The organism is Streptomyces canarius (genome assembly GCF_014650735.1).
GTDB classification, from domain to species: domain Bacteria; phylum Actinomycetota; class Actinomycetes; order Streptomycetales; family Streptomycetaceae; genus Streptomyces; species Streptomyces olivaceoviridis.
The window spans coordinates 18,019-37,604 of record NZ_BMVN01000062.1 but is presented as its reverse complement, the minus strand read 5'-3'; the positions used below and the strand labels follow the sequence as shown (position 1 = coordinate 37,604).

Below are 19,586 nucleotides of genomic sequence, written 5' to 3'. Positions count from 1 at the left end.
CGCCCCAGTCAAACGATCCCTGATCGCCTATGACCACTGAAGACATCGGACTCATTCATCTAGCCCGGCGCCACACCCGCGCCGCCGACTGAGCGCGGGCTCCCCGCTGTCCGGCGACGAAGATCAGGTTCTGCTGCCCGCCAACCCCTGGGCATGGCGGCCGTGGACAGCTCTGCCACTGGCGACCGAACGAGACCTTGCGCCTGGAGGGAGCGCCTACTGGCTCAGGTGGCGCAGTTCGTTGTCGTAGAGCTCGGCCGGGTCGAGGCCCATTCCGGTGAAGTGGCCTGCCAGTTCCAGGGAGAGAATGCCGTGCAGGCGGGTCCAGAAGAGCAGGGCGCGGCGCAGGGCGGCCGGGGGTGCGGGGTGGCCGGCGGCCCATTGCCGGTGCTGGGCGAGATGGGCTTCCAGGCGGGTGTCGGGGTGGCCGTCTTCCACGGTGACGACGGTCTTGCCGGTCGGCTGGGCGGCGTCGAGGAGGGCTTGCATGATCTCGGATGCGATCGCGGTGATGTCGTCGGGTGCGTGGTAGCCGGGGACCGGTGTGCCGTAGATGAGGAAGTAGCGCTGGGGGTCGTCCAGTGCCCATGCGCGCAGCGCGCGTCCCAGTACCGCCAGGTCCGCGCCCGAGGCGGCGGCGGTGCGGATGGTGTCGGCGAGGCTGCGGTAGGCGTCCCGGATCAGTTCGGTGATCAGCTCGTCCCGGCTGGCGAAGTACCGGTAGAGCGCGGGGCCGCTCATGCCCATCTGCTTGGCGATGGCGTTCAGGGAGAGTCCCGTTGCCCCGGTGGTGGCGATCTGCTCCCAGGCGCGCTCCTTGATCTCGGCCCGTAGCTGGGCGCGGTAGCGCTCGCGGGGGGTCTCCTTGCCCGCGACGGTCATGTGCTCATCCCTTCTCGCGTGTCATCACCGGCTCCTGGGGATCCGGGCCGCTCGGCGCACGCTCTGAGTTAGACCCTATTACGAAAGCTCTTGACTGTCACTCCGCGAGGGCGTTATAACTTCTAACGAAAGCGCCAGCCACTAACTGTGCTGGTCAAGGTCGATGGAGGTCGCCATGAACGCTGCGGAGATGGTCGAGGTCGTGCTGCCGGGCAAGGTCGAACCCGAGGGGCTCGAAGTGCGGCAGGGACCCGTGCCGGCCGCCGGTCGGGGCCAGGTCGTCGTCCGGATGGAGGCGACCGGTGTCTCCTTCGCCGAGCAGCAGATGCGCCGCGGCCGCTACTACGACCAGCCGCCCTTCCCGTTCGTCCCCGGCTACGACCTGGTCGGCACCGTCATCGAGACCGGAGACGGCGTCGCTCCCGGCCTCGCCGGCACCCGGGTGGCCGCGCTGCTCAAGGTCGGCGGCTGGGCCACTCACGTGGCCGTCGACGCCGCCGACGTGGTGCCGGTCCCTGACGGGATCGGCGCGGCGCAGGCGGAGACCGTGGTGATCAACGGCATCACGGCCTGGCAGATGCTGCACCGGAAGGCCCGCGTGCGCGCCGGGCAGACCGTCCTGGTGCACGGCGCCAACGGGGGAGTCGGCTCGGTCCTGGTCCAGCTCGCCCACGCCGCGGGCGTCCGGGTGATCGGTACCGCCTCCGCGCGCCACCACGCCACCCTGCGCGAAGCGGGAGTGATGCCGATCGACTACCGCACCGAGAACATCCCCGTCCGCGTCCGTGAACTCGCCCCGGGCGGCGTGGACGCCGTCTTCGACCACGTCGGCGGCCGCAGCGTCATCGACTCCTGGCAGCTCCTCGCGCCCGGAGGCACGCTCGTCTCCTACGGCAGCGCCTCCACCCGCGACGACGAAGGCTCCAAGCAGTGGCCCGTCCTCAAACTCCTGGCCCGCGTATGGCTGTGGAACGCCCTGCCCAACCGCCGCCGCGCCTACTTCTTCAACGTCTGGGCCGGCCGCGCCCTCACCCCCAGCCGCTTCAGGGCCCGGCTGCGCAACGACCTCACTGAAGTCTTCACCGCCCTGCACCGAGGTGACATCACGCCGGCCATCGCCGCCCAACTGCGCCTCGACCGCGTCGCCGAAGCCCTGCGCCTGGCCGAGTCCGGCACGGTCAGCGGCAAGGTCGTCCTCGTCCCGTAACCACGCCGCCCCCGCACCCGACGCCCCGGACCCACCACCGCGCACAGACGGAGAACACCATGCTCGCCACCCTGCTCACAAAGGCTGCAGCCGTGCCCACCACCCTCCTGATCGCTCTGTCAGGACAGGCCGCGGCTCCCCATCAGCCGCCGGGCATCGACCCGGACGCCCCCGTGATCACCCGCGACGACATCGTGATCCAGGCACCGCTGACACGCGTCTGGAACATCCAGACCGACGTGGACGCCTGGCCCACCTGGCAGCCCGACGTCACAGAGGCCGCCAAGCAGACCCCCGGTCCACTGCGGAAGGGCTCCGTGTTCGTGTGGTCGGTCAACGGCCTGCAGAACATCACCTCAACCGTGAAGCAGGCCCGTCCCGGGCACCGCATCGTCTGGGGCGGCCCCGCCCAGGGCATCACCGCCGTACACGTATGGACCTTCCGCCAGGAACGCGACGGAGTACACGTCCACACCGAGGAGTCCTGGTCCGGCGCTCCCGTCGAGTCCGACACAGCAAACCTGCAGGCGGCACTCGACGCGTCCCTCGACGCCTGGCTCCACAACCTCAAGGCCACAGCCGAAAACTGAAAGCGCTCAAGCGGAAACGATGCAGGCCAGGGTGCACGGAGGGATCAGCCCGCAAGACCCCCCGATAGGCGAGGCCGCTGTCGGTGCACTGCGCTGTCCCCCCCCAGGCGCCTATGCGCCTGGGCCTGCACACACCCCACCCGGCACGGGAGAAACCCTTGACCGACCTGCGCATCCGAGACGATCCCCTCCGCGGCCGGCTCGGCTCACGAACGGGTGTCGTACGCTTCCCGCGCCGCGTCGATGTCGTCGATGTGCTCCAAGGACCAGTCGAGGAGGCTGCCCACCGTGTCGAGCAGGGTCCGGCCGAGTGGTGAGAGTGCGTAGCCGACGCGCGGCGGCACGACAGGATGCACGGTGTCATCGGGTCGCCGTCCTGGGCGGTCATGGTCCCGCAGTTGACGAGACCTTCGCGAAGCCCGTCGACGCGGCACATCCGGACCGCGCGGCCGAGGCCCTGCGCGCCAACGGCTTCACCGTGCACGTCGCGGACACCGTGACCGACGCACGTGAACTCGTCCTCTCGCTCGTCCCGGGCGGGGCGTCGGTGTTCACCGCGTCGAGCGAGGCGCTGCGACTGGCCGGGATCACGGAGGCCGTCGACGACTCGGGCCGCTTCGCGTCCGTACGGGCCGGCGCGGGAGACCTGGGCGACGACGCTGACCACCCGCATCCGACTGGGCGCGACGCCCGATGTCGTGGTGGGCAGTGTGCACGCGGTCTCCGAGGACGGCGTTCTGCTGGTGGGCTCCGTGAGCGGCAGCCGGCTCGCCCGTACGCGTCGGGTGCCCGCAAGACGATCTGAGTGGTCGGTGCCCAGCAACTCGTTCCCGACGTGGTGACGGGACGGCGCCGCATCCGGGACTACAGCCTGCCCAAGGAGTGGCGACGGTTGCAGGAGAACCACGGGCAGACCATGTTCATCGGCAAGATCCTCATCGTGGAGCGCGAAGCCTTCCCCGAGCGGGGCGTGGTCGTCCTGATCCGCGACACCGTGGGCTTCCGAGCCGCTTCCCGTCGGGCGACCCGACCGGTCCCGATGGAAGTTTCATGGAGCTGCAACGATCCATCCCTCAACTGCCTGCTACACATGGTGGGGTGAACTCCTCAGCGCTCTACCGCAGGTTGTACGTGGATCTGGCGCGCGTCGACGCCTCCGCGTGTCGACGCTTCTGACGTCGCCTTCACCCATCCCGTGTGCGGCGACCACTCGCGCGTCATTCCTGTACGGCAGTACTGAGAGGGGAAAGCCATGACCACCACTGTCGCGAGCCACGAGATACGGCGGGCCGGTCCGCGGTTCGGCGCCGAGGTGACCGGCATCGACCTGACGACCGGCGTCGACGACGCAACCGCCGAAGAGCTGCGCCGGGCGTTCCGCGAACACAAGGTGCTCGTGTTCCGCGGCCAGCACCTCACACCGGAGCAGCACGTCGAGGCCGTACGCATCTTCGCGGAAACCTTCGACCACCCGACCGCGGTGAAGGACCCGGCCCATCCCCTGGTCTACCCGTACAACGTCCAGCACACCGGCAAGGCCAGCACCTGGCACATCGGCGGACTGTGGCGGCAGCCGGTCTTCGCGATCGAGTCGCTGACCTACGAGGTCGTGCCCGCACTGGGCGGCCACACCTTGTGGGCCGATCTCCAGGCGGCATACGACGACCTGTCCGAGCCGTTCAAGGAACTCCTCGAATCGGTCGGCGCGGTCTACGACGCCAACGCGGGAAACTACGCGCAGGGCAGCAAGCGAGAAGCGGTCGAGGAGACCGTCGAGCATCCGGTCGTGCTGACCCACCCCGAGACAGGCCGGAAGGGACTGTTCATCAGCACCTCGGCGCTCGGCCTGACGGGCGTCACGCCGCAGGAGGGGAAGATGCTGCTCGACCACCTGCTCAGGCATGCGTCATCGCCCGACTACACCATCCGTTTCGGCTGGAACGCCGGTGACTTCGTGCTCTGGGACAACCGGGCGACCTGGCACTACGCCGTGGACGACTACGGAGACGGCGCCCGCGTCTACCGCAAGGTCATCGGAGCGGAACCGGTACGTCAGCCCGTGGCCTGAACACGTCCGGCGGCTCGAACACCGGCGCGAACCGCCGGACGGGACAGCGGAGTTGGCCGAGACCGCGCGTCGTACCGCAGTCAGGTACCCGTCAGTGCGACCGGAGGCGAGCGAGCAGCGCGGCCAGTGACTCGCGCGGTTCCTGCCCGGCCGTGTCGACGACGACGCGCTTGCGGTCCCATGGCTCGTATTCCCGGTCGACGACCTGCTGCCAGTTCGGCAACGGCAGGTCCGGAATGCCGACGGATCGCGAGGTCACGCGGAGCCGGTGTTCAGCCGGGTCGGAGCAGACCACCTCCACGTCGAGGACGGGCACACCCGCCCCGACGGCCGTGGCCCGCCAGGCGTCACGCGTCACGCTCAGCGGGTTCACCGACTCCGCGATCAGGGTCAGTCCCTGCGCAGATGCTCCTCGGCCAGGGCGTATCCGACGACGTAACCCACCGGGCCGACGGGGGTGCTGTGCCAGTCCGGAGCGGACGATCGCCTGCTCGATGGTGTCCACCCTCAGGTGCACCGCACCGATCCGGGCCGTCAGGAGACGGGCGAGGGTGGTCTCGCCGGTACCGGGCAGGCCGCCCATGACGATGAGCACGTTCATCCTTCCGCAAGTCGCCGCAGGAGACGCTTGCCGTCGGTGCCGGCGAACCACTCCGCGTGGCCGACGTAGTACTCGTAGGCCAGGCGGGCGTGGTGCGCCGAGCGTGTGACGCCGTGGAAATAGCCGAGCTCGGAAGGCGCGAACTCCGCGTGTCCAGCGGCAGTAGTGCGGGGAGTGCGGCCGTTTCGTCTGCTGTCAGTGGTCGCACCGAGCGGTAGCCCTCCAGGAGGGCCACGGCGTACTCCTCGCGTACCGGGTAGCCCGGTTGCAGCCACTGGACCGCGTTGCGTTCGATGGCCGTGGCCAGGTCGTGCACGGCGGTCGTGCGGTCGCTCATGCCGAAGTCCAGGACCGTGGCCACCTGGCCGTCGGCGTCCCACAGCAGGTTGGAGGCGTGCCAGTCGTTGTGCGTCCACAGCGGGGCGAGGCCGTCGAGGTGCGGGGACAGCCGCTCGTGCAGTGGTACCAGGACGCGTTCGGTGTCCTCGCGCCACGGGAAATGCCTGAGAGCTTCGGCCAGTCCGCGCCGCTCGGCCACATGTCCTTCCAGAGCGAGCAGGGGCTCGCTGGACGCGAACACCGTGAACGACGCGACCAGCGGCTGCACTCGGCGGCGCGGCGTGTCGAATCCCTCCGCCGCCAGGTGCAGCCGGGACAGTGCCTCACCGGCCGCGTGCGCGTGCACGGCGGACCGGAACGGAGACCAGGACAGCGCGTCACGGTACAGGTCCATGCCGACGCCGGCCGAGTGGACCTCGTAGGCCCACTCACCACGCTCCGCCGTGTCCAGTACCAGCACCACCAGGGCGCCGTGGCGTCGCAGATGGCGCAGGAACGCGTGCTCCTCGGCCAGCCCTTCAAGACTGGTGTGCGCCCTGCCGGCCGGCGGTTTCGACGGATCCGCTCCCACCCGCTACAGCCGCCGCGGCCACATCCCCGGCAGCCGCAGCCTTCCGGGCCGTGACCTGCTGGACTTCGCGGGCCGCGTGCTGCCCGGCCCCGAACTCGCCGCCCGCGCCGACGCGGTCCTCCACGGCGCCGACTCACCGGTCGTCCTGTACTGCGGCGGCGGCATCTCGGCCGCGGGCACGGCACTCGCCCTCACCCTCCTCGGCCGGGACGACATCGCCGTCTACGACGGCTCGCTGGAGGAGTGGTCCAAGGATCCGGCGCTGGCGCTGGAACTCGGCGGCTGAGCCGCTCGGCGAGCCGGGACGCCCCGGACCCGCTCAGCGGACGAGCTCTCCCACGAGCGCGGCGACCTGCTCCACCTCGATGAGGAAGCCGTCGTGGCCGTAGGGGGACTCGATCAGCCGGAGGTCATCGGCGGTGGGGATGCCCGACGCCAGTTCCGCCTGCTGGGACGGTGGATAGAGGCGGTCGGAGTCGACCCCGGCCACGAGTGTTCTGGCGGTCACCTGGCGCAGGGCGGCGCGTATGCCGCCGCGGCCCCGGCCGATGTCGTGGCTGTTCATGGCCTCGGACAGGACGACGTAGCTGCCCGCGTCGAAGCGGCGCACCAACTTGGCGGCGTGATGGTCGAGATAGGACTCGACCTGGTACCGGCCGCCGCTCCAGGGGTCCTCCGTGCCCTGGGGCGTACGGCCGAAGCGAACGGCGAGTTCCGGCTCGCTGCGGTAGGTGACGTGGGCGAGCCGTCGGGCCAGGCCGAGTCCGGCGTGGGGTCCTTGTCCGGTGTCGTGGTAGTGGCCGCCGCGCCAGTGCGGGTCTGCGCGGATGGCGTGCAGTTGGATGTTCGCCCAGGCGATCTGCTCGGCGCTCGCCGCGGCCGTCGAGGCGAGCAGCAGCAGGGCGCCGGTGCGCTCGGGATACGACACGGCCCATTCCAGTGCCCGCATCCCGCCCATCGAGCCGCCGACCACCAGCGCCCACCGGTCGATACCCAGCGCGTCGGCCAAGTCGGTCTCGGCAGCGACTTGGTCACGTTGGGTCAGGAAGGGGAAATCGCCGCCCCAGCGACGGCCGTCCGGTGTGAGCGACGACGGCCCGGTACTGCCTTGGCAGCCGCCGAGGACGTTCGGCGCCACGACGAACCAGCGGTCCGTGTCCAGGGCCCGTCCCGGTCCGATGAGCCTGTCCCACCAGCCGGGGGTGGGGTGCCCGGGTCCGGCGGGGCCGGCCACGTGGCTGTCTCCGGTGAGGGCGTGCAGGACGAGGACCGCGTTGGACGCGTCCGACGCGAGCCGCCCCCACGTCTCGAACGCCAGCCGCGCGCCCGGCAGTTCACCGCCCGCCTCCAACGGAAGCGGCTTCTCGCGGGCGTACCACTGGCGACGCCCGGGCGGGTCCCCCTCCCGCCAGGCCCCGGTGGCCGGCGGGAAGGGGACCTCGGAGGGCGTCGGTACGGTGTTCAGGACGCGCCCTTGGCCGCGCGGAACCCGGTCTCCAGGTCCGCCTTGAGGTCGGCGAGGTTCTCGATGCCGACCGACAGCCGCACCAGGCCGGGGGAGGTGCCGGTGGCCGCCAACTGCTCCTCGTCGAGCTGGCTGTGGGTGGTGGACGCCGGGTGGATGATGAGGCTGCGGACGTCCCCGATGTTGGCGAGGTGGCTGAACAGCTCGACGGCGTCCACGAACCGCTTGCCCGCCTCGACGCCGTCCCGCAACTCGAACGAGACGATGGCACCGGCACCGCGCGGCAGGTACCTCTGCCCGGCCTCGTACCAGCGACTGGACGGCAGTCCCGGGTAGTGGACGACCGCGACCTCGTCGCGCTGCTCCAGCCACTCGGCCAGTGCCTGGGCGTTCGCGGAGTGCCGCTCGATGCGCAGGCTCAGTGTCTCCACGCCCTGGAGCAGCAGGAACGCGGAGTGCGGGGAGAGCGCCGGGCCAAGGTCACGCAGCAGCTGCACCCGGAGCTTGACGGCGAAGGCGCCGGGGCCGAGGGCGGGCCAGTACCGCAGACCGTGGTAGCTGGGGTCAGGCTCGGTGAAGTCGGGGAAACGGTCGGCGTGGGCGCCGAAGTCGAAGGTGCCGCCGTCCACGACGACACCCGCGATCGCGGTGCCGTGACCACCCAGGAACTTGGTCGCCGAGTGCACGACGATGTCCGCGCCGTGCTCGACGGGCCGCAACAGGTAGGGAGTCGGAACCGTGTTGTCCACGATCAGCGGCACGTCCGCCGCGTGCGCCACGTCCGCGACCGCCCGCACGTCCAGCACGTTGCCGCGCGGATTGCCCAGCGTCTCCGCGAACAGCGCCTTGGTGTTCGGCCGGACCGCCGCCCGCCAGGCCTCGACATCGTCCGGGTCGTCCACGAAGGACACCTCGATGCCGAGCTTCGGCAGCGTGTGCCGGAACAAGTTGTACGTGCCGCCGTACAGTGACGTACTGGAGACGATGTGGTCCCCCGCGCTCGCCAGCGTCAGGATCGCCAGGGTCTCCGCCGCCTGCCCGGAGGACAGCGCCACCGCCGCGACCCCGCCCTCCAGCGCGGCGATCCGCTGCTCGAAGACGTCCTGGGTGGGGTTGTGGAGCCGGGTGTAGATGTTGCCGGGCTCGGCGAGCGAGAACAGGTCGGCGGCGTGCTGGGTGTCCCGGAACACGAACGACGTCGTCTGGTAGATCGGCGTCGCCCGGGCGCCGGTCGTCGGGTCCGGCGCGGCACCCGCATGGATCTGCTTGGTCTCGAAGGACCACGCGGAGGTGTCAGGCCCGGCGGAGGTTTCCTCGGGGGTGTGGCCGGCGGTGACGGAGTCGATGGGCTGGCTCATGGTGCTGCTCCCTGTGCGGAGGGTGAGAGTGGGAAGACGTGAGGGAACCGCAGCGCTGGAAGCCGCCCCCCGACGGAAGGGCGGCGGTCAGCGTGAAGCGGTGAGAAAGATGCTGGTCAGAAGCCGGAGCGCGGCGTCAGCTCGCGGCGGAACAACCCGTGGTGGTGACACGCACGTAGTCCACGTGGCGGCGGGTCACGAGCACGGTCATGCAGCCAGATAACCACAGCGGCGGCGGTATCCGCCAGCACCACGAGGGTGTCTCACGTTGCGGGATGCGTGGTGGACGCACCTTCCCGGGTGTGCTTTGATCCGGTCATGGAGACCACTGGCACGGCACACACGGTGCTGCTCGACCCGTTCTGGGTGAGCCGCCGCGCCGACCAGTTCGACCAGGTCTGTTGCTGATCGCCGTTCCACGGCTCGCGACCCGCACCCTCTCTCCTTCTCTTTCCGCCTGATCCCGCTTCTGCCACTCAACCAGCCGCGTCCCTGGGCAGTTGTGATGCGCAGTCGGCCTGCCGTGCCGCGAAGGAATCCCCATGGCCCAGCCCCCAGCCCTGCCCGTCATCGACATCTCCCGCTTCCGCGCCCCGGACGCCGACCGTGACGCCTTCCTCGCCGAACTCCGTTCCGCCGCCCACGAAGTCGGCTTCTTCTACGTCACCGGGCACGGCGTCCCCGCACCACTGCGCGACGAGGTGCTGAGCGCGGCCCGTGCCTTCTTCGCGCTGCCGGAGGAGCGGCGACTGGAGATCGAGAACCTCAACTCGCCCCAGTTCCGCGGCTATACGCGCACCGGTACCGAGTACACGGCGGGCAGCGCCGACTGGCGGGAGCAGATCGACATCGGGCCGGAACGGGAGGCGCCCGATCTCGGCCCGGACGATCCCGACTACATGCGTCTGATCGGTCCCAACCAATGGCCCTCCGCGCTACCGGAGTTGAGGGACATCGTGCTGCGCTGGCAGGCGGAGGCGCTGCGGGTGAGCCGTGAGGTGCTGCGGGCCCTCGCGGCCGCGCTCGGCCAGGACGAGGGCTACTTCGACCAGTGGTTCGACGACGAGGCGGCCGTCCACGTGAAGATCGTGCACTATCCGCCGCGCGCCGCCGAGGACGCCGACCAGGGTGTGGGCGCGCACAAGGATTACGGCTATCTCGCCCTGCTCCAGCAGGACGAGGTGGGCGGGCTCCAGGTGCAGCGCGAGGACGGAGAGTGGATCGACGCGGTACCGGTGCCCAACGCCTTCGTGTTCAACATCGGCGAGATGCTGGAGATCGCCACCCAGGGCTATCTGAAAGCCACGCGACACCGGGTCGTCAGCCCGCAGGCGGGCGTGCACCGCTACTCGATCCCCTTCTTCCTCGGCCCGCGCCTCGACGCGGTCGTCAAGCCGCTGAACCTCCCTGCGGAACTGGCGGCGCTGAGCCGTGGCGTCACCGACGACCCGGACAATCCGCTGCTCGCGGCCTTCGGCGAGAACGCGGTCGTCGGCTGGCTCCGCTCCCATCCACGGGTCGCCGAACGCTGGTGGTCCGACGTACTGGAGAAGCGAGAGAGCCGATGAGCAACTGGGCCTTCGAGACCCGGCAGGTGCATGCCGGAGCGGTACCCGACCCGGCCACCGGCGCGCGAGCGGTGCCGATCCACCCGGCCACCAGCTACGTCTTCCGGGACACCGCGCACGCCGCCGCGGCCTTCGAACTGGCCGACCTGACCACCCACGCCTACACGAGGCTGTCGAACCCCACCACCGCCGTGGCCGAGGAGCGGATCGCCGCCCTGGAGGGCGGAACGGCGGCGGTCGCCGTGGCCAGCGGACAGGCCGCGACGAGCCTCGCCCTGCTCAACCTGGCTCGCGCGGGCGACCACATCGTCGCCTCCTCGTCCCTGTACGGCGGCACCCGCACCCTCCTGGAGCACACGTTCGCCGACCTCGGCATCGACGTCACCTTCGTCGACGACCCGGACGACCTGGGCGCCTGGTACACGGCCGTACGCCCCACCACGAAGGCGTTCTTCGGCGAGACTCTCGGCAACCCGCGCGGCAACGTCCTCGACATCGAGGCGGTGGCCGGCATCGCCCATGAGACCGGCGTGCCCCTCGTCGTCGACAACACCGTGCTCACGCCGTACCTGCTACGGCCCTTCGAACACGGCGCCGACATCGTCGTGCACTCCACCACCAAGTTCCTGTCCGGCCACGGCACCGGCATCGGCGGGGCCGTCGTGGACAGCGGCCGCTTCGACTTCAGTGCCGATTCCGACCGCTGGCCGGGGCTGACCCACCCGGATCCGACGTACAACGGGCTGTCGTTCTGGGACTCCTTCTCCGGTCTCGGCCTCGCCTACGCGCTGCGGCTGCGAACCCGGCTGGTCCGGGATCTGGGGCCGGCCGTCTCGCCCTTCAACAGCTTCCTGCTCCTGCATGGCCTGGAGACGCTCAGCCTGCGCATCGAACGGCACGTCTCCAACGCCCAGTCGCTCGCCGAGTGGCTGGAGCAGCAGCCGCAGGTCTCGCAGGTGCACTACCCCGGACTGTCCTCCAGCCCCTGGCACGTGCCGGCCAAACGCTACCTGCCGCGCGGCGCCGGGGCGGTCCTCGCCTTCGAACTGGCGGGCGGCCGGGAGGCGGGCCGACGGTTCGTCGAAGGGGTCCGGCTGTTCAGCCATCTCGCCAACATCGGCGACGTACGCAGTCTCGTCGTCCACCCCGCCTCCACCACCCACGCCCAGCTGGACGCCCGTCAGCAGACCGCGGCCGGTGTCACGCCCGGCCTGGTGCGGCTGTCGGTCGGCCTGGAAGGCGTCGGCGATCTGATCGCCGACCTCGAAGCAGGCCTGCGGGCAGCCGTCGTATGAACCCCACCGCACGCACCCAGGGAGCAGGATCCGCCATGCGCCGCACCACCGCCCTCCGGCTCGCCGCCGCCGCAGTCCTCGCCGGCCTGGCCGCGACGGCGTGCGGCACCGGTTCGGCAGACGACCCCGCGAACGCCGGACAGACCAGCCAGGCCGCCGAGCCCGCCGCCATCGACACCGGCGCCACGGTCGACGTACGCCTCGTCCTGGAGCCGACCAGCCTCGACATCGCCTCCACGGCGGGCGCGGCCCTCGACCAGATCCTGCTCGACAACATCTACCAGGGCCTGCTGACCCGCGACGAGAACAACAAGATCGAGCCGAGCCTCGCAACCTCGTACGACACGTCGCCGGACGGGCTCACCTACACCTTCCGCCTCGCGAAGAGCGCCACCTTCCACGACGGAACCAAGGTCACCGCGGCCGACGCCGTCTGGTCCCTGCAACAGGTCACCGCGAAGGGCTCGAAGAACCCCGACGCGGCGGCGCTCGCCTCGGTCAAGAGCGTCTCCGCCTCCGACGACCACACCGTCGTCGTCACGCTCAAGCACCGTGACACCGGCTTCACCTGGGGTCTGACGGGTCGGGCGGCCGTCGTCTTCAAGAAGGGGACGGACTTCTCCTCCCTCGCCGGGAACGAGAACGGCACCGGGCCCTTCAAGCTGTCCGGCTGGAAGCGCGGTTCATCCATCACCTTCGTCCGCAACGACGCCTACTGGGGGAAGAAGGCCAAGGTCGCCAAGGTCGTCTTCCACTACATCAAGGACGACAACGCCGCGGGCAACGCCCAGCAGACGGGGCAGACCGACATCGAGACCGCCGCGGACGCGACCCTGCTCCAACCGTTCTCCGACAAGAGCAAGTACACCGTGCTACGCGGAGACACCACCGACAAGTTCACGCTCGCGTTCAACAACGCCTCCGGGCCGACCAAGGACGTGCGGGTACGGCGCGCCATCCGCCGGGCCATCGACAACGCCGGTCTCATCAAGGCCCTCGGCGGCGCGGCCAAGCCGGTGGGCGGCCCCGTCCCGGCCACCGACCCCGGCTACGAGGACCTCACCGCGATCGACGCCTACGACCCGGCGGGCGCCAAGAAGGCGCTCCGGCAGGCCGGTTACCGCGGCGGCCTGAAGCTCACCCTCCAGATCCCCAACATCTACCCGGCGGAGATCGGCGACTACCTCGCCTCCGAGCTCAAGCGGGTGGGCATCCAACTCATCGTGCGCCAAGTGGAGTTCCAGACCTGGCTCGACAGCGTCTACACCAAGCACGACTACCAGCTCAGCCTCGTCGACCACGCAGAAGCCCGCGACCTGAACAACTTCGCCAACCCCGCCTACTACTTCGGCTACGACAACGCGGACGTCCAGAAGTGGTATGCCGCCGCGCAGACAGCCTCCAGCGACGCCGAGCGGGACGCTCTGCTGAAGAAGGCCGCCAGGCAGGTCTCCGAGGACGCCGCCGCCGACTGGCTGTTCGTCAACCAGACCCTCACCGTCGTGCACAGCGGGGTCACCGGCGTGCCGCGCAACTTCACCAGCAACCGTTACGACCTCGCGGACCTCGCCGTGGCGAAGAAGAAGTGAGGCCCGCGTGACCCTGTATGTGCTGCGCCGGGCCGCACTGCTGGTGGTGTCGCTGCTCGCCGCCAGCGTGCTGATCTTCCTGGTGCTACGGCTGCTGCCCGGCGACATCGCCCAGACCATCGGCGGCATCAAGGCCACACCGGCCCAGGTCGCGGCCGTACGCCATGACCTGGGCCTGGACCGGCCGCTCGCCGCGCAGTACGCCGGCTGGATCGACGGAGTCGTCACCGGCGACTTCGGGCGGTCCGTCCTCGACGGTACGTCGGTGTCGGGGCAGCTCGCCGAGAAGTTCGCGGTGACCGGGCCGCTGGCCGCCGGCGCGGTCGTTCTCGCGCTCGCTCTCGCGGTGCCGTTGGGCATCGTCGCCGCCGTGCGCCGGGACTCGCGGCTCGGTGGCGCGGTGAACGCCTTGGGGCAGCTCGGCATCGCGTTGCCGACACTGTGGGTGGGGCTGCTGCTCGTCGTCGTGTTCGCCGTCCAGATCCGCTGGCTGCCCGCGCAGGGGTTCCCCGTGGACGGCTGGGCCGAGCCGGGGCAGGCGCTGCGCAGCCTGGTCCTGCCCTGGCTGACCCTGGCCCTGTCCGAGGGCGCCGTCCTGCTGCGGTTCGTGCGTTCCGCCGTATTGGAGGTCCTGCACCAGGACTGGCTGCGCACCGCCCGGGCCAAGGGCCACACGCGCACCGGCGCGCTGGTGCGGCACGGGCTGCGCAACGCGGCGGTGCCCGTGGTCTCGGTGCTCGGCCTGCAGATCGCGGCGCTGGTCGCGGGGGCGGTCGTGGTGGAGCAGGTCTTCGTGCTGCCCGGCGTCGGCCAGATGCTGATCACGGATGTCGGTAACCGTGATCTGGACAAGGTGCAGGGCGAGATCCTGCTGCTCACGGGGGCGGTTCTGGTCATCGGGTTCCTCGTGGACCTCGCGCACCGGCTGATCGACCCCCGGCTGCGGAGCGCCGTATGACCGTCTCCAGAGCGCTCCTCAAGAGCCGCAGCGGCTCGGCCGGCCTGGTCCTCGTCGGCCTTCTCGTCCTGTCCGCCCTGGTCTCCCTCGTCTGGACGCCGTACGACCCCACCCTCGCGCGTCCGCGGGACGGCTGGCTGCTGCCGTTCTCCGGCGGGCATGTCCTCGGCACCGACCGGCTGGGCCGCGACGAGCTGAGCCAGCTGCTGGCCGGAGCGCGCGGCACTCTGCTGACCGCCTTGCTCGCGGCGGCGATCGCGGCTGTCGTGGGGCTCGCCCTGGCGCTGGCGGCGGTGCTCGTGCCGCGCTGGATCGGCGCCGCCGTCGTCCAGCTCACGGACGTGCTGATCGCGTTCCCCGTCCTGCTGATCGCGATGATCCTCACTGCGGTGTACGGCGGCTCCACCTGGACGGTGGTCACCGCGGTCGGCGTCGGCGCGGGCGTCAACCTCGCCCGGGTCGCCCGCGCCGAGGCGGGGCGGGTGCTGAACACCGACTATGTGCTGGCCGCGCTCGCCGCCGGGTCCGGCATCTGGCGCACCGTCCGCAAGCACCTGCTGCCGAACATCGCGCCTACCCTCGTGGTGCAGCTCTCGCTGGTGCTGTCTGTGGCGGTGCTCGCCGAGGCGGCCCTGTCGTTTCTCGGGTTCGGCGTGCCGGCGCCCGCGGTCTCGTGGGGACGCATGCTGCACGAGCAGCAGCAGTACATCGCGGCCCGCCCGCTGCTCGTCATCTGGCCGGGGCTCGCCGTGGCCGCCTCCGTTCTCGGGTTCAACCTGCTCGGGGACGGGCTGCGCGAGGCGGCCGACGCACGCCTGCGCGTCCGGGAGGCATCATGAGCCTGCTGACGATCAACGGTCTGCGCGTGCGGATCGGTGGTGCGACTGTCATCGACGAGGTGAGCCTGTCGATGAACCCTGGTGAACGGCTCGCCCTGATCGGCGAGTCCGGCTCAGGCAAGTCGCTCACCGCACTCGCCGTGCTGGGACTCCTCCCGGACGGCGCCCAGGCAACCGGCAGCATCCGGCTCGGCGGTCAGGAACTGCTCGGCCTCGGCGACAGGGAGCTGTCCCGGCTGCGCGGCGAGCGCATGGCCATGGTCTTCCAGGAACCCATGAGCGCCCTCAACCCCTTGATGCGCATCGGGAAGCAGCTCGCCGAGCCCCTGCGGCTGCACCGCGGGCTGAGCCGGCGCCAGGCCCGGGCCGCCGCCGTCGAACTCGCCGCACAGGTGGGCCTGCCGGACCCGGACCTGATCGTCCGTTCCTGGCCGCACCAGCTCTCGGGCGGCCAGCGTCAGCGCGTCGGCCTGGCCATGGCCCTCGCCACCCGTCCGGCCCTGCTCGTCGCGGACGAGCCCACCACCGCCCTCGACGTCACCGTCCAGGCAGACATGCTGAAGCTCCTCGACGACCTCGTCCGCGAGCACGGCACCTCCCTGCTGTTCATCAGCCACGACCTCGCCGTCGTCGCCCAGCTCTGCTCACGAGCCGCCGTGCTCAAGGACGGACGGCTCGTCGAGGAAGGTGCCACCGACACCCTCGTACGAACCCCCCGACACCCCTACACGCAGCGGCTGGTGGCGGCCGCCCGTGCCATGGGATCCGAGGAGGTCACCCGATGACACAGCTCCTGAAGGGCACTGGCCTCAGCCGCACCTTCCGGTCGCCGCGCACCTCGCTGTTCGCGCCCGCCGTTCACCGCCACGCCGTCCAGGACGTGTCGCTGGAGCTGAGGGAAGGCAACAGCCTCGGCATCGTGGGGGAGTCCGGCTCCGGCAAGTCGACCCTGGCCCGGCTCCTGCTCGCCCTGGACCGGCCCGACTCCGGAACAGTGCACTACCGCGGGCGCGAGGTGAAGCCAGGCAGGCTGCCCTGGTTCCGGCGCGAGGTCCAGGTCGTGCTGCAGGACCCGATGGGCTCCCTCGACCCGCGCGCCACCGTCCGCGACATCGTCGCCGAGCCGCTGGAGTGCCTGAGGATCCCCGGCGACCACGACGACCGGGTGGACGAACTTCTGCGCGCCGTCGGCCTGGACCCGTCCGTGCGCGGCCGGTATCCGCACGAGTTCTCCGGCGGACAGCGGCAACGCATCGCCATCGCACGCGCCCTCGCCCCCGGTCCGAAGGTCCTCGTCGGCGACGAACCGCTCAGCGCCCTCGACGTGTCGGTGCGCGCCCAGATCCTCGCCCTCCTCGACGACCTCGCGGAGGCGTACGGGCTGACCCTGCTGCTCGTCTCCCACGACATCGGCGTCGTACGGCGTCTGTGTACCGACGTGCTGGTGATGAAGGACGGCCGCGCCGTCGAACTGGGTCCGGCCGCGTCCGTCCTCGCCGACCCCCGACACCCGTACACACGCCGTCTCCTGGCCGCCGTACCCCGGCTGCCCGCATGACCAGGAGGACCGCATGACCGAACCCACCGCACGTCGGCTCACCTTGGGGGCCCTCGTCCACGGCTCCGGCGGCCACATCGCCGGCTGGCGGCACCCGGACGCCCGCCCCGACGGACAGCTCGACTTCGCCTTCCACGCCGACCTCGCCCGCACCCTCGAACGCGGCCGGTTCGACGCACTGTTCGTCGCCGACGTCGTCGCCATCTGGGGCCACCAGCTCGACTCGCTGTCCCGCACCGGCCGCGCCGAGCACTTCGAACCGCTGACGCTGCTGGCCGCGCTGTCGTTGGTGACCGAGCACATCGGCCTGGCGGCGACGGCGACCACGACCTACAACCACCCCTTCCACATCGCCCGCAAGTTCGCCTCCCTGGACCACATCTCGGGCGGCCGCGCCGGCTGGAACGCGGTCACCTCCGCCGTACCCCTGGAGGCGGCGAACTTCGGCTACGACAGCCACCTCGAACACGAGCTGCGCTACCACCGCGCGGAAGAGTTCGTACAGGTCGTCAAGGCGCTCTGGGACAGCTTCGACGACGAGGCGGTCGTACGGGACAAGGCGACCGGCCGCTATTACGACCCCACCGGACTGCACACCCCGCACCACCGCGGCGAGCACTTCGCCGTCCGCGGCCCCCTGAACATCTCCCGGCCGCCGCAAGGGCACCCGGTGGTCTTCCAGGCCGGATCCTCCGAGACCGGGCGGGAGTTCGCGGCCCGCCACGGGGAGGTTCTCTTCACGACCCAGCACGAGCAGGGCGCCGCGCAGGCCTACTACGCCGACATCAAGGCGCGGGCGGCCGCCCATGGCCGCGACCCCGCCCATGTCCTGGTCTGGCCGGGCCTGTCCCCACTCGTAGCGCCCACCGAGACGGAGGCGCGGCGGCGCCTCGCCGAGCTTCAGGACCTCATCCACGACGACGTCGCCCGGCGTCTCGTCCAGGACAACATCGGTGACCCCGACCTGACGGACCACCCGGTGGACGGTCCGCTGCCGGACATCCCCGGGACCAACCGCAGCACATCGCGCCGCGATCTGCTGCTGAAGCTCGCCCACGACGAGAAATTGACGATACGGCAGCTCGCACACCGTTTCGCCGCGGGCTCCGCCGTCGCCGGTACGCCCGAGCAGATCGCCGACCACATCCAGACCTGGTTCCGCTCCTACGCGGCCGACGGCTTCACCATCTCCTTCCCCTATCTGCCCGGGCCCGCCGAGGACTTCGTGGACCAGGTCGTGCCACTGCTCCAGGAGCGGGGGCTGCTGCGCACCGAGTACGAGGGCGGCACCCTGCGCGAGAACCTCGGGCTGCCGCGTCCCGCCGCCCGTGACCGACACCTCCAGGAGACCGGACGATGAGCCGCCGCACCGGACAACTGCACCTCAACGCCTTCCTCAAGCCGCCGGGGGAGTACCTGGCCGCCTGGCGGCACCCGGACACGGAGGCGGACGCGGGCGTCAACATCCGCGAGGTCCTCTCCTTCGCGCGGACCGCCGAACGGGCCGCCTTCGACGCGGTGTTCCTCGCCGACCTCGTCGGCGTGCCGTTCGCGAGCGAGGACGTCCTGAGCCGGGTCAGCGTGGTCAGCGACTCCTTCGAGCCGACGACGCTGCTGGCCGCGCTCGCCGCCGGCACCTCCCACATCGGCCTCATCGCCACCGCCTCGACCAGCTACAACGAGCCCTACCACGTGGCCCGCACCTTCGCCTCCCTCGACCACATCTCCGGCGGCCGGGCCGGCTGGAACGTGGTGACCTCCCTCAATGACGGAGAGGCCCAGAACTTCGGCCTCGCGGCCCACCTCGACCACGCCACCCGCTACGACCGCGCCGAGGAGTTCCACGACGTGGTGACGGGGCTATGGGACTCCTTCGGGGACGATGCCTTCCGCCACGACCAGTCGAGCGGCGTCTACTTCGACCCCGCCAAGCTGCACACGCTGAACCACGAGGGCAGACATCTGAAGGTGGCCGGTCCCCTCAACATCGCCCGGCCGCCGCAGGGGCACCCGGTCGTCGTGCAGGCCGGTGCCTCCGAGGCGGGCAAGAACCTCGCCTCCCGTGTCGCCGACGTGATCTTCTCCGGCATCAGGGACCTCGGCCGGGCCCAGGAGTTCTATGCGGAAATCAAGGAGCGCGCCGCCGCCCACGGACGCGACCCGGACCACCTCAAGGTCCTTCCGGCCCTGCCCGTCGTCACCGCCCCCACCGAGTCGGAGGCCCGCGACAAGCTGGCCCGGCTCACCGAACTCCTGCCCCCGCAGGTCGCCCTGGCCGACCTGTCGTACTGGCTCGGCGGCTTCGACCTCAGCGCCTGTCCGCTGGACGGCCCGCTGCCCGAACTCCCCGTCTCCAACCAGTCGCACACCGCCCAGCAGCAGATCTACGAGGACGCCCGTCGCGACAACCTCACCATCCGCGACCTCGTCCGGCGCGTCGCGAACGACGACCGCACCATCACCGGCACGCCCCGGCAGATCGCCGACCACATCGAAGAGTGGTTCCACGGCCGCGCCGCCGACGGCTTCAACGTGATCTTGCCGTATCTGCCGGGCACCCTGGACGACTTCGCCGAGCTCGTGATCCCCGAGCTGCGCCGCCGCGGCCTGTTCCGCACCCACTACACGGGCCGTACGCTGCGCGACCATTTGGGCCTGCCGTGGCCGTCCCGGCGGGCGTAGTGATCCCGGGAGACGA

General features: G+C 70.7%; 19 protein-coding genes and 1 pseudogene. 14 read left to right on the top strand and 6 right to left on the bottom strand.

The window, feature by feature from the left end:
* Positions 1–216: 216 nt before the first annotated feature.
* Positions 217–882: a TetR/AcrR family transcriptional regulator gene (locus tag IE294_RS41395; RefSeq protein ID WP_189894537.1), complete on the bottom strand. Its 666-nt coding sequence runs from the start codon at positions 880–882 to the stop codon at positions 217–219.
* A gap of 175 nt (positions 883–1,057) precedes the next feature.
* Here IE294_RS41395 and IE294_RS41390 point away from each other — a divergent pair, with 175 nt between their 5' ends.
* Positions 1,058–2,089 (top strand): medium chain dehydrogenase/reductase family protein, encoded by a 1,032-nt coding sequence (locus tag IE294_RS41390; protein WP_189894536.1) that lies wholly within the window; start codon positions 1,058–1,060, stop codon positions 2,087–2,089.
* Positions 2,090–2,181: 92 nt separating this feature from the next.
* Positions 2,182–2,679 (top strand): SRPBCC family protein, encoded by a 498-nt coding sequence (locus IE294_RS41385; protein ID WP_229917903.1) that lies wholly within the window; start codon positions 2,182–2,184, stop codon positions 2,677–2,679.
* Between the two features lie 206 nt (positions 2,680–2,885).
* Here the strand turns inward: IE294_RS41385 and IE294_RS41380 are convergent, their stop codons facing one another.
* Entirely contained in the window at positions 2,886–3,035 is a 150-nt protein-coding gene (locus IE294_RS41380) for a winged helix-turn-helix transcriptional regulator (protein WP_229917902.1), read from the bottom strand.
* A 449-nt stretch (positions 3,036–3,484) separates the two neighbouring features.
* On the opposite strand from IE294_RS41380, the gene IE294_RS48365 reads away from it, so the two are divergent.
* The gene (locus tag IE294_RS48365) at positions 3,485–3,781 is read left to right on the top strand and encodes a hypothetical protein (RefSeq protein WP_229917901.1); all 297 of its coding nucleotides are present in this window, start codon (positions 3,485–3,487) and stop codon (positions 3,779–3,781) included.
* A 150-nt stretch (positions 3,782–3,931) separates the two neighbouring features.
* On the top strand, positions 3,932–4,747 hold the full coding sequence (locus IE294_RS41370) for a TauD/TfdA dioxygenase family protein (protein ID WP_189894533.1): 816 nt from the start codon (positions 3,932–3,934) through the stop codon (positions 4,745–4,747).
* A 91-nt stretch (positions 4,748–4,838) separates the two neighbouring features.
* Here IE294_RS41370 and IE294_RS41365 read toward each other — a convergent pair whose 3' ends face one another.
* Positions 4,839–5,348, bottom strand: coding sequence for a P-loop nucleotide/nucleoside kinase family protein (locus IE294_RS41365; RefSeq protein ID WP_189894532.1), 510 nt, complete (start codon positions 5,346–5,348; stop codon positions 4,839–4,841).
* A gap of 256 nt (positions 5,349–5,604) precedes the next feature.
* Positions 5,605–6,171: pseudogene (locus tag IE294_RS48360) on the bottom strand (phosphotransferase); the annotation flags it as partial.
* On the opposite strand from IE294_RS48360, the gene IE294_RS41355 reads away from it, so the two are divergent.
* Positions 6,131–6,544 carry a sulfurtransferase gene (locus tag IE294_RS41355; protein ID WP_229917900.1) on the top strand — a complete coding sequence of 138 codons (414 nt, stop codon included), beginning with the start codon at positions 6,131–6,133 and terminating at the stop codon, positions 6,542–6,544. The pseudogene IE294_RS48360 and the gene IE294_RS41355 sit on opposite strands and share 41 nt — an antisense overlap.
* Positions 6,545–6,577: 33 nt before the next feature.
* On the opposite strand, the gene metX is transcribed toward IE294_RS41355, so the two are convergent.
* Complete coding sequence (gene metX / locus IE294_RS41350) at positions 6,578–7,723, bottom strand: homoserine O-acetyltransferase MetX (protein ID WP_189894541.1); 1,146 nt, start codon at positions 7,721–7,723, stop codon at positions 6,578–6,580.
* Positions 7,720–9,081 carry a bifunctional o-acetylhomoserine/o-acetylserine sulfhydrylase gene (locus IE294_RS41345; protein ID WP_189894530.1) on the bottom strand — a complete coding sequence of 454 codons (1,362 nt, stop codon included), beginning with the start codon at positions 9,079–9,081 and terminating at the stop codon, positions 7,720–7,722. Before IE294_RS41345 ends, metX begins: the two co-directional genes overlap by 4 nt.
* A 542-nt stretch (positions 9,082–9,623) precedes the next feature.
* On the opposite strand from IE294_RS41345, the gene IE294_RS41340 reads away from it, so the two are divergent.
* The 9 genes from IE294_RS41340 to IE294_RS41300 are packed head-to-tail and all read left to right on the top strand — an operon-like array spanning position 9,624 to position 19,570.
* Positions 9,624–10,649, top strand: a complete 1,026-nt coding sequence (locus IE294_RS41340; RefSeq protein WP_189894529.1) for an isopenicillin N synthase family dioxygenase — start codon at positions 9,624–9,626, stop codon at positions 10,647–10,649.
* The gene (locus tag IE294_RS41335; RefSeq protein ID WP_189894528.1) at positions 10,646–11,944 is read left to right on the top strand and encodes an O-acetylhomoserine aminocarboxypropyltransferase/cysteine synthase family protein; all 1,299 of its coding nucleotides are present in this window, start codon (positions 10,646–10,648) and stop codon (positions 11,942–11,944) included. Before IE294_RS41340 ends, IE294_RS41335 begins: the two co-directional genes overlap by 4 nt.
* Before the next feature lie 35 nt (positions 11,945–11,979).
* Complete coding sequence (locus tag IE294_RS41330) at positions 11,980–13,533, top strand: ABC transporter substrate-binding protein (protein ID WP_189894527.1); 1,554 nt, start codon at positions 11,980–11,982, stop codon at positions 13,531–13,533.
* Positions 13,534–13,540: 7 nt separating this feature from the next.
* Entirely contained in the window at positions 13,541–14,491 is a 951-nt protein-coding gene (locus IE294_RS41325) for an ABC transporter permease (RefSeq protein ID WP_189894526.1), read from the top strand.
* Positions 14,488–15,330, top strand: a complete 843-nt coding sequence (locus IE294_RS41320; RefSeq protein ID WP_189894525.1) for an ABC transporter permease — start codon at positions 14,488–14,490, stop codon at positions 15,328–15,330. The genes IE294_RS41325 and IE294_RS41320 overlap by 4 nt, the downstream gene beginning before the upstream one ends.
* Entirely contained in the window at positions 15,327–16,115 is a 789-nt protein-coding gene (locus IE294_RS41315) for an ATP-binding cassette domain-containing protein (RefSeq protein WP_189894524.1), read from the top strand. The genes IE294_RS41320 and IE294_RS41315 overlap by 4 nt, the downstream gene beginning before the upstream one ends.
* A complete protein-coding gene (locus tag IE294_RS41310) occupies positions 16,112–16,888 on the top strand; it encodes an ATP-binding cassette domain-containing protein (RefSeq protein WP_189894523.1) in 777 nt (258 codons plus the stop codon). Before IE294_RS41315 ends, IE294_RS41310 begins: the two co-directional genes overlap by 4 nt.
* 13 nt (positions 16,889–16,901) lie before the next feature.
* Positions 16,902–18,248 carry an LLM class flavin-dependent oxidoreductase gene (locus tag IE294_RS41305; RefSeq protein WP_189894522.1) on the top strand — a complete coding sequence of 449 codons (1,347 nt, stop codon included), beginning with the start codon at positions 16,902–16,904 and terminating at the stop codon, positions 18,246–18,248.
* Positions 18,245–19,570, top strand: coding sequence for an LLM class flavin-dependent oxidoreductase (locus IE294_RS41300; RefSeq protein ID WP_189894521.1), 1,326 nt, complete (start codon positions 18,245–18,247; stop codon positions 19,568–19,570). The genes IE294_RS41305 and IE294_RS41300 overlap by 4 nt, the downstream gene beginning before the upstream one ends.
* The last annotated feature ends 16 nt before the right edge of the window (positions 19,571–19,586 follow it).

Bases quoted from the DNA above. Each gene is read 5' to 3' on its own strand.
- IE294_RS41340 (WP_189894529.1), top strand. From the start codon at position 9,624: ATGGCCCAGCCCCCAGCCCTGCCCGTCATCGACATCTCCCGCTTCCGC.
- IE294_RS41390 (WP_189894536.1), top strand. From the start codon at position 1,058: ATGAACGCTGCGGAGATGGTCGAGGTCGTGCTGCCGGGCAAGGTCGAA.
- IE294_RS41395 (WP_189894537.1), bottom strand. From the start codon at position 882: ATGACCGTCGCGGGCAAGGAGACCCCCCGCGAGCGCTACCGCGCCCAG.
- IE294_RS41330 (WP_189894527.1), top strand. From the start codon at position 11,980: ATGCGCCGCACCACCGCCCTCCGGCTCGCCGCCGCCGCAGTCCTCGCC.
- IE294_RS41310 (WP_189894523.1), top strand. From the start codon at position 16,112: ATGACACAGCTCCTGAAGGGCACTGGCCTCAGCCGCACCTTCCGGTCG.
- IE294_RS41320 (WP_189894525.1), top strand. From the start codon at position 14,488: ATGACCGTCTCCAGAGCGCTCCTCAAGAGCCGCAGCGGCTCGGCCGGC.
- IE294_RS41305 (WP_189894522.1), top strand. From the start codon at position 16,902: ATGACCGAACCCACCGCACGTCGGCTCACCTTGGGGGCCCTCGTCCAC.
- IE294_RS41335 (WP_189894528.1), top strand. From the start codon at position 10,646: ATGAGCAACTGGGCCTTCGAGACCCGGCAGGTGCATGCCGGAGCGGTA.
- IE294_RS41365 (WP_189894532.1), bottom strand. From the start codon at position 5,348: ATGAACGTGCTCATCGTCATGGGCGGCCTGCCCGGTACCGGCGAGACC.
- IE294_RS41345 (WP_189894530.1), bottom strand. From the start codon at position 9,081: ATGAGCCAGCCCATCGACTCCGTCACCGCCGGCCACACCCCCGAGGAA.
- IE294_RS41315 (WP_189894524.1), top strand. From the start codon at position 15,327: ATGAGCCTGCTGACGATCAACGGTCTGCGCGTGCGGATCGGTGGTGCG.
- IE294_RS41370 (WP_189894533.1), top strand. From the start codon at position 3,932: ATGACCACCACTGTCGCGAGCCACGAGATACGGCGGGCCGGTCCGCGG.
- IE294_RS41300 (WP_189894521.1), top strand. From the start codon at position 18,245: ATGAGCCGCCGCACCGGACAACTGCACCTCAACGCCTTCCTCAAGCCG.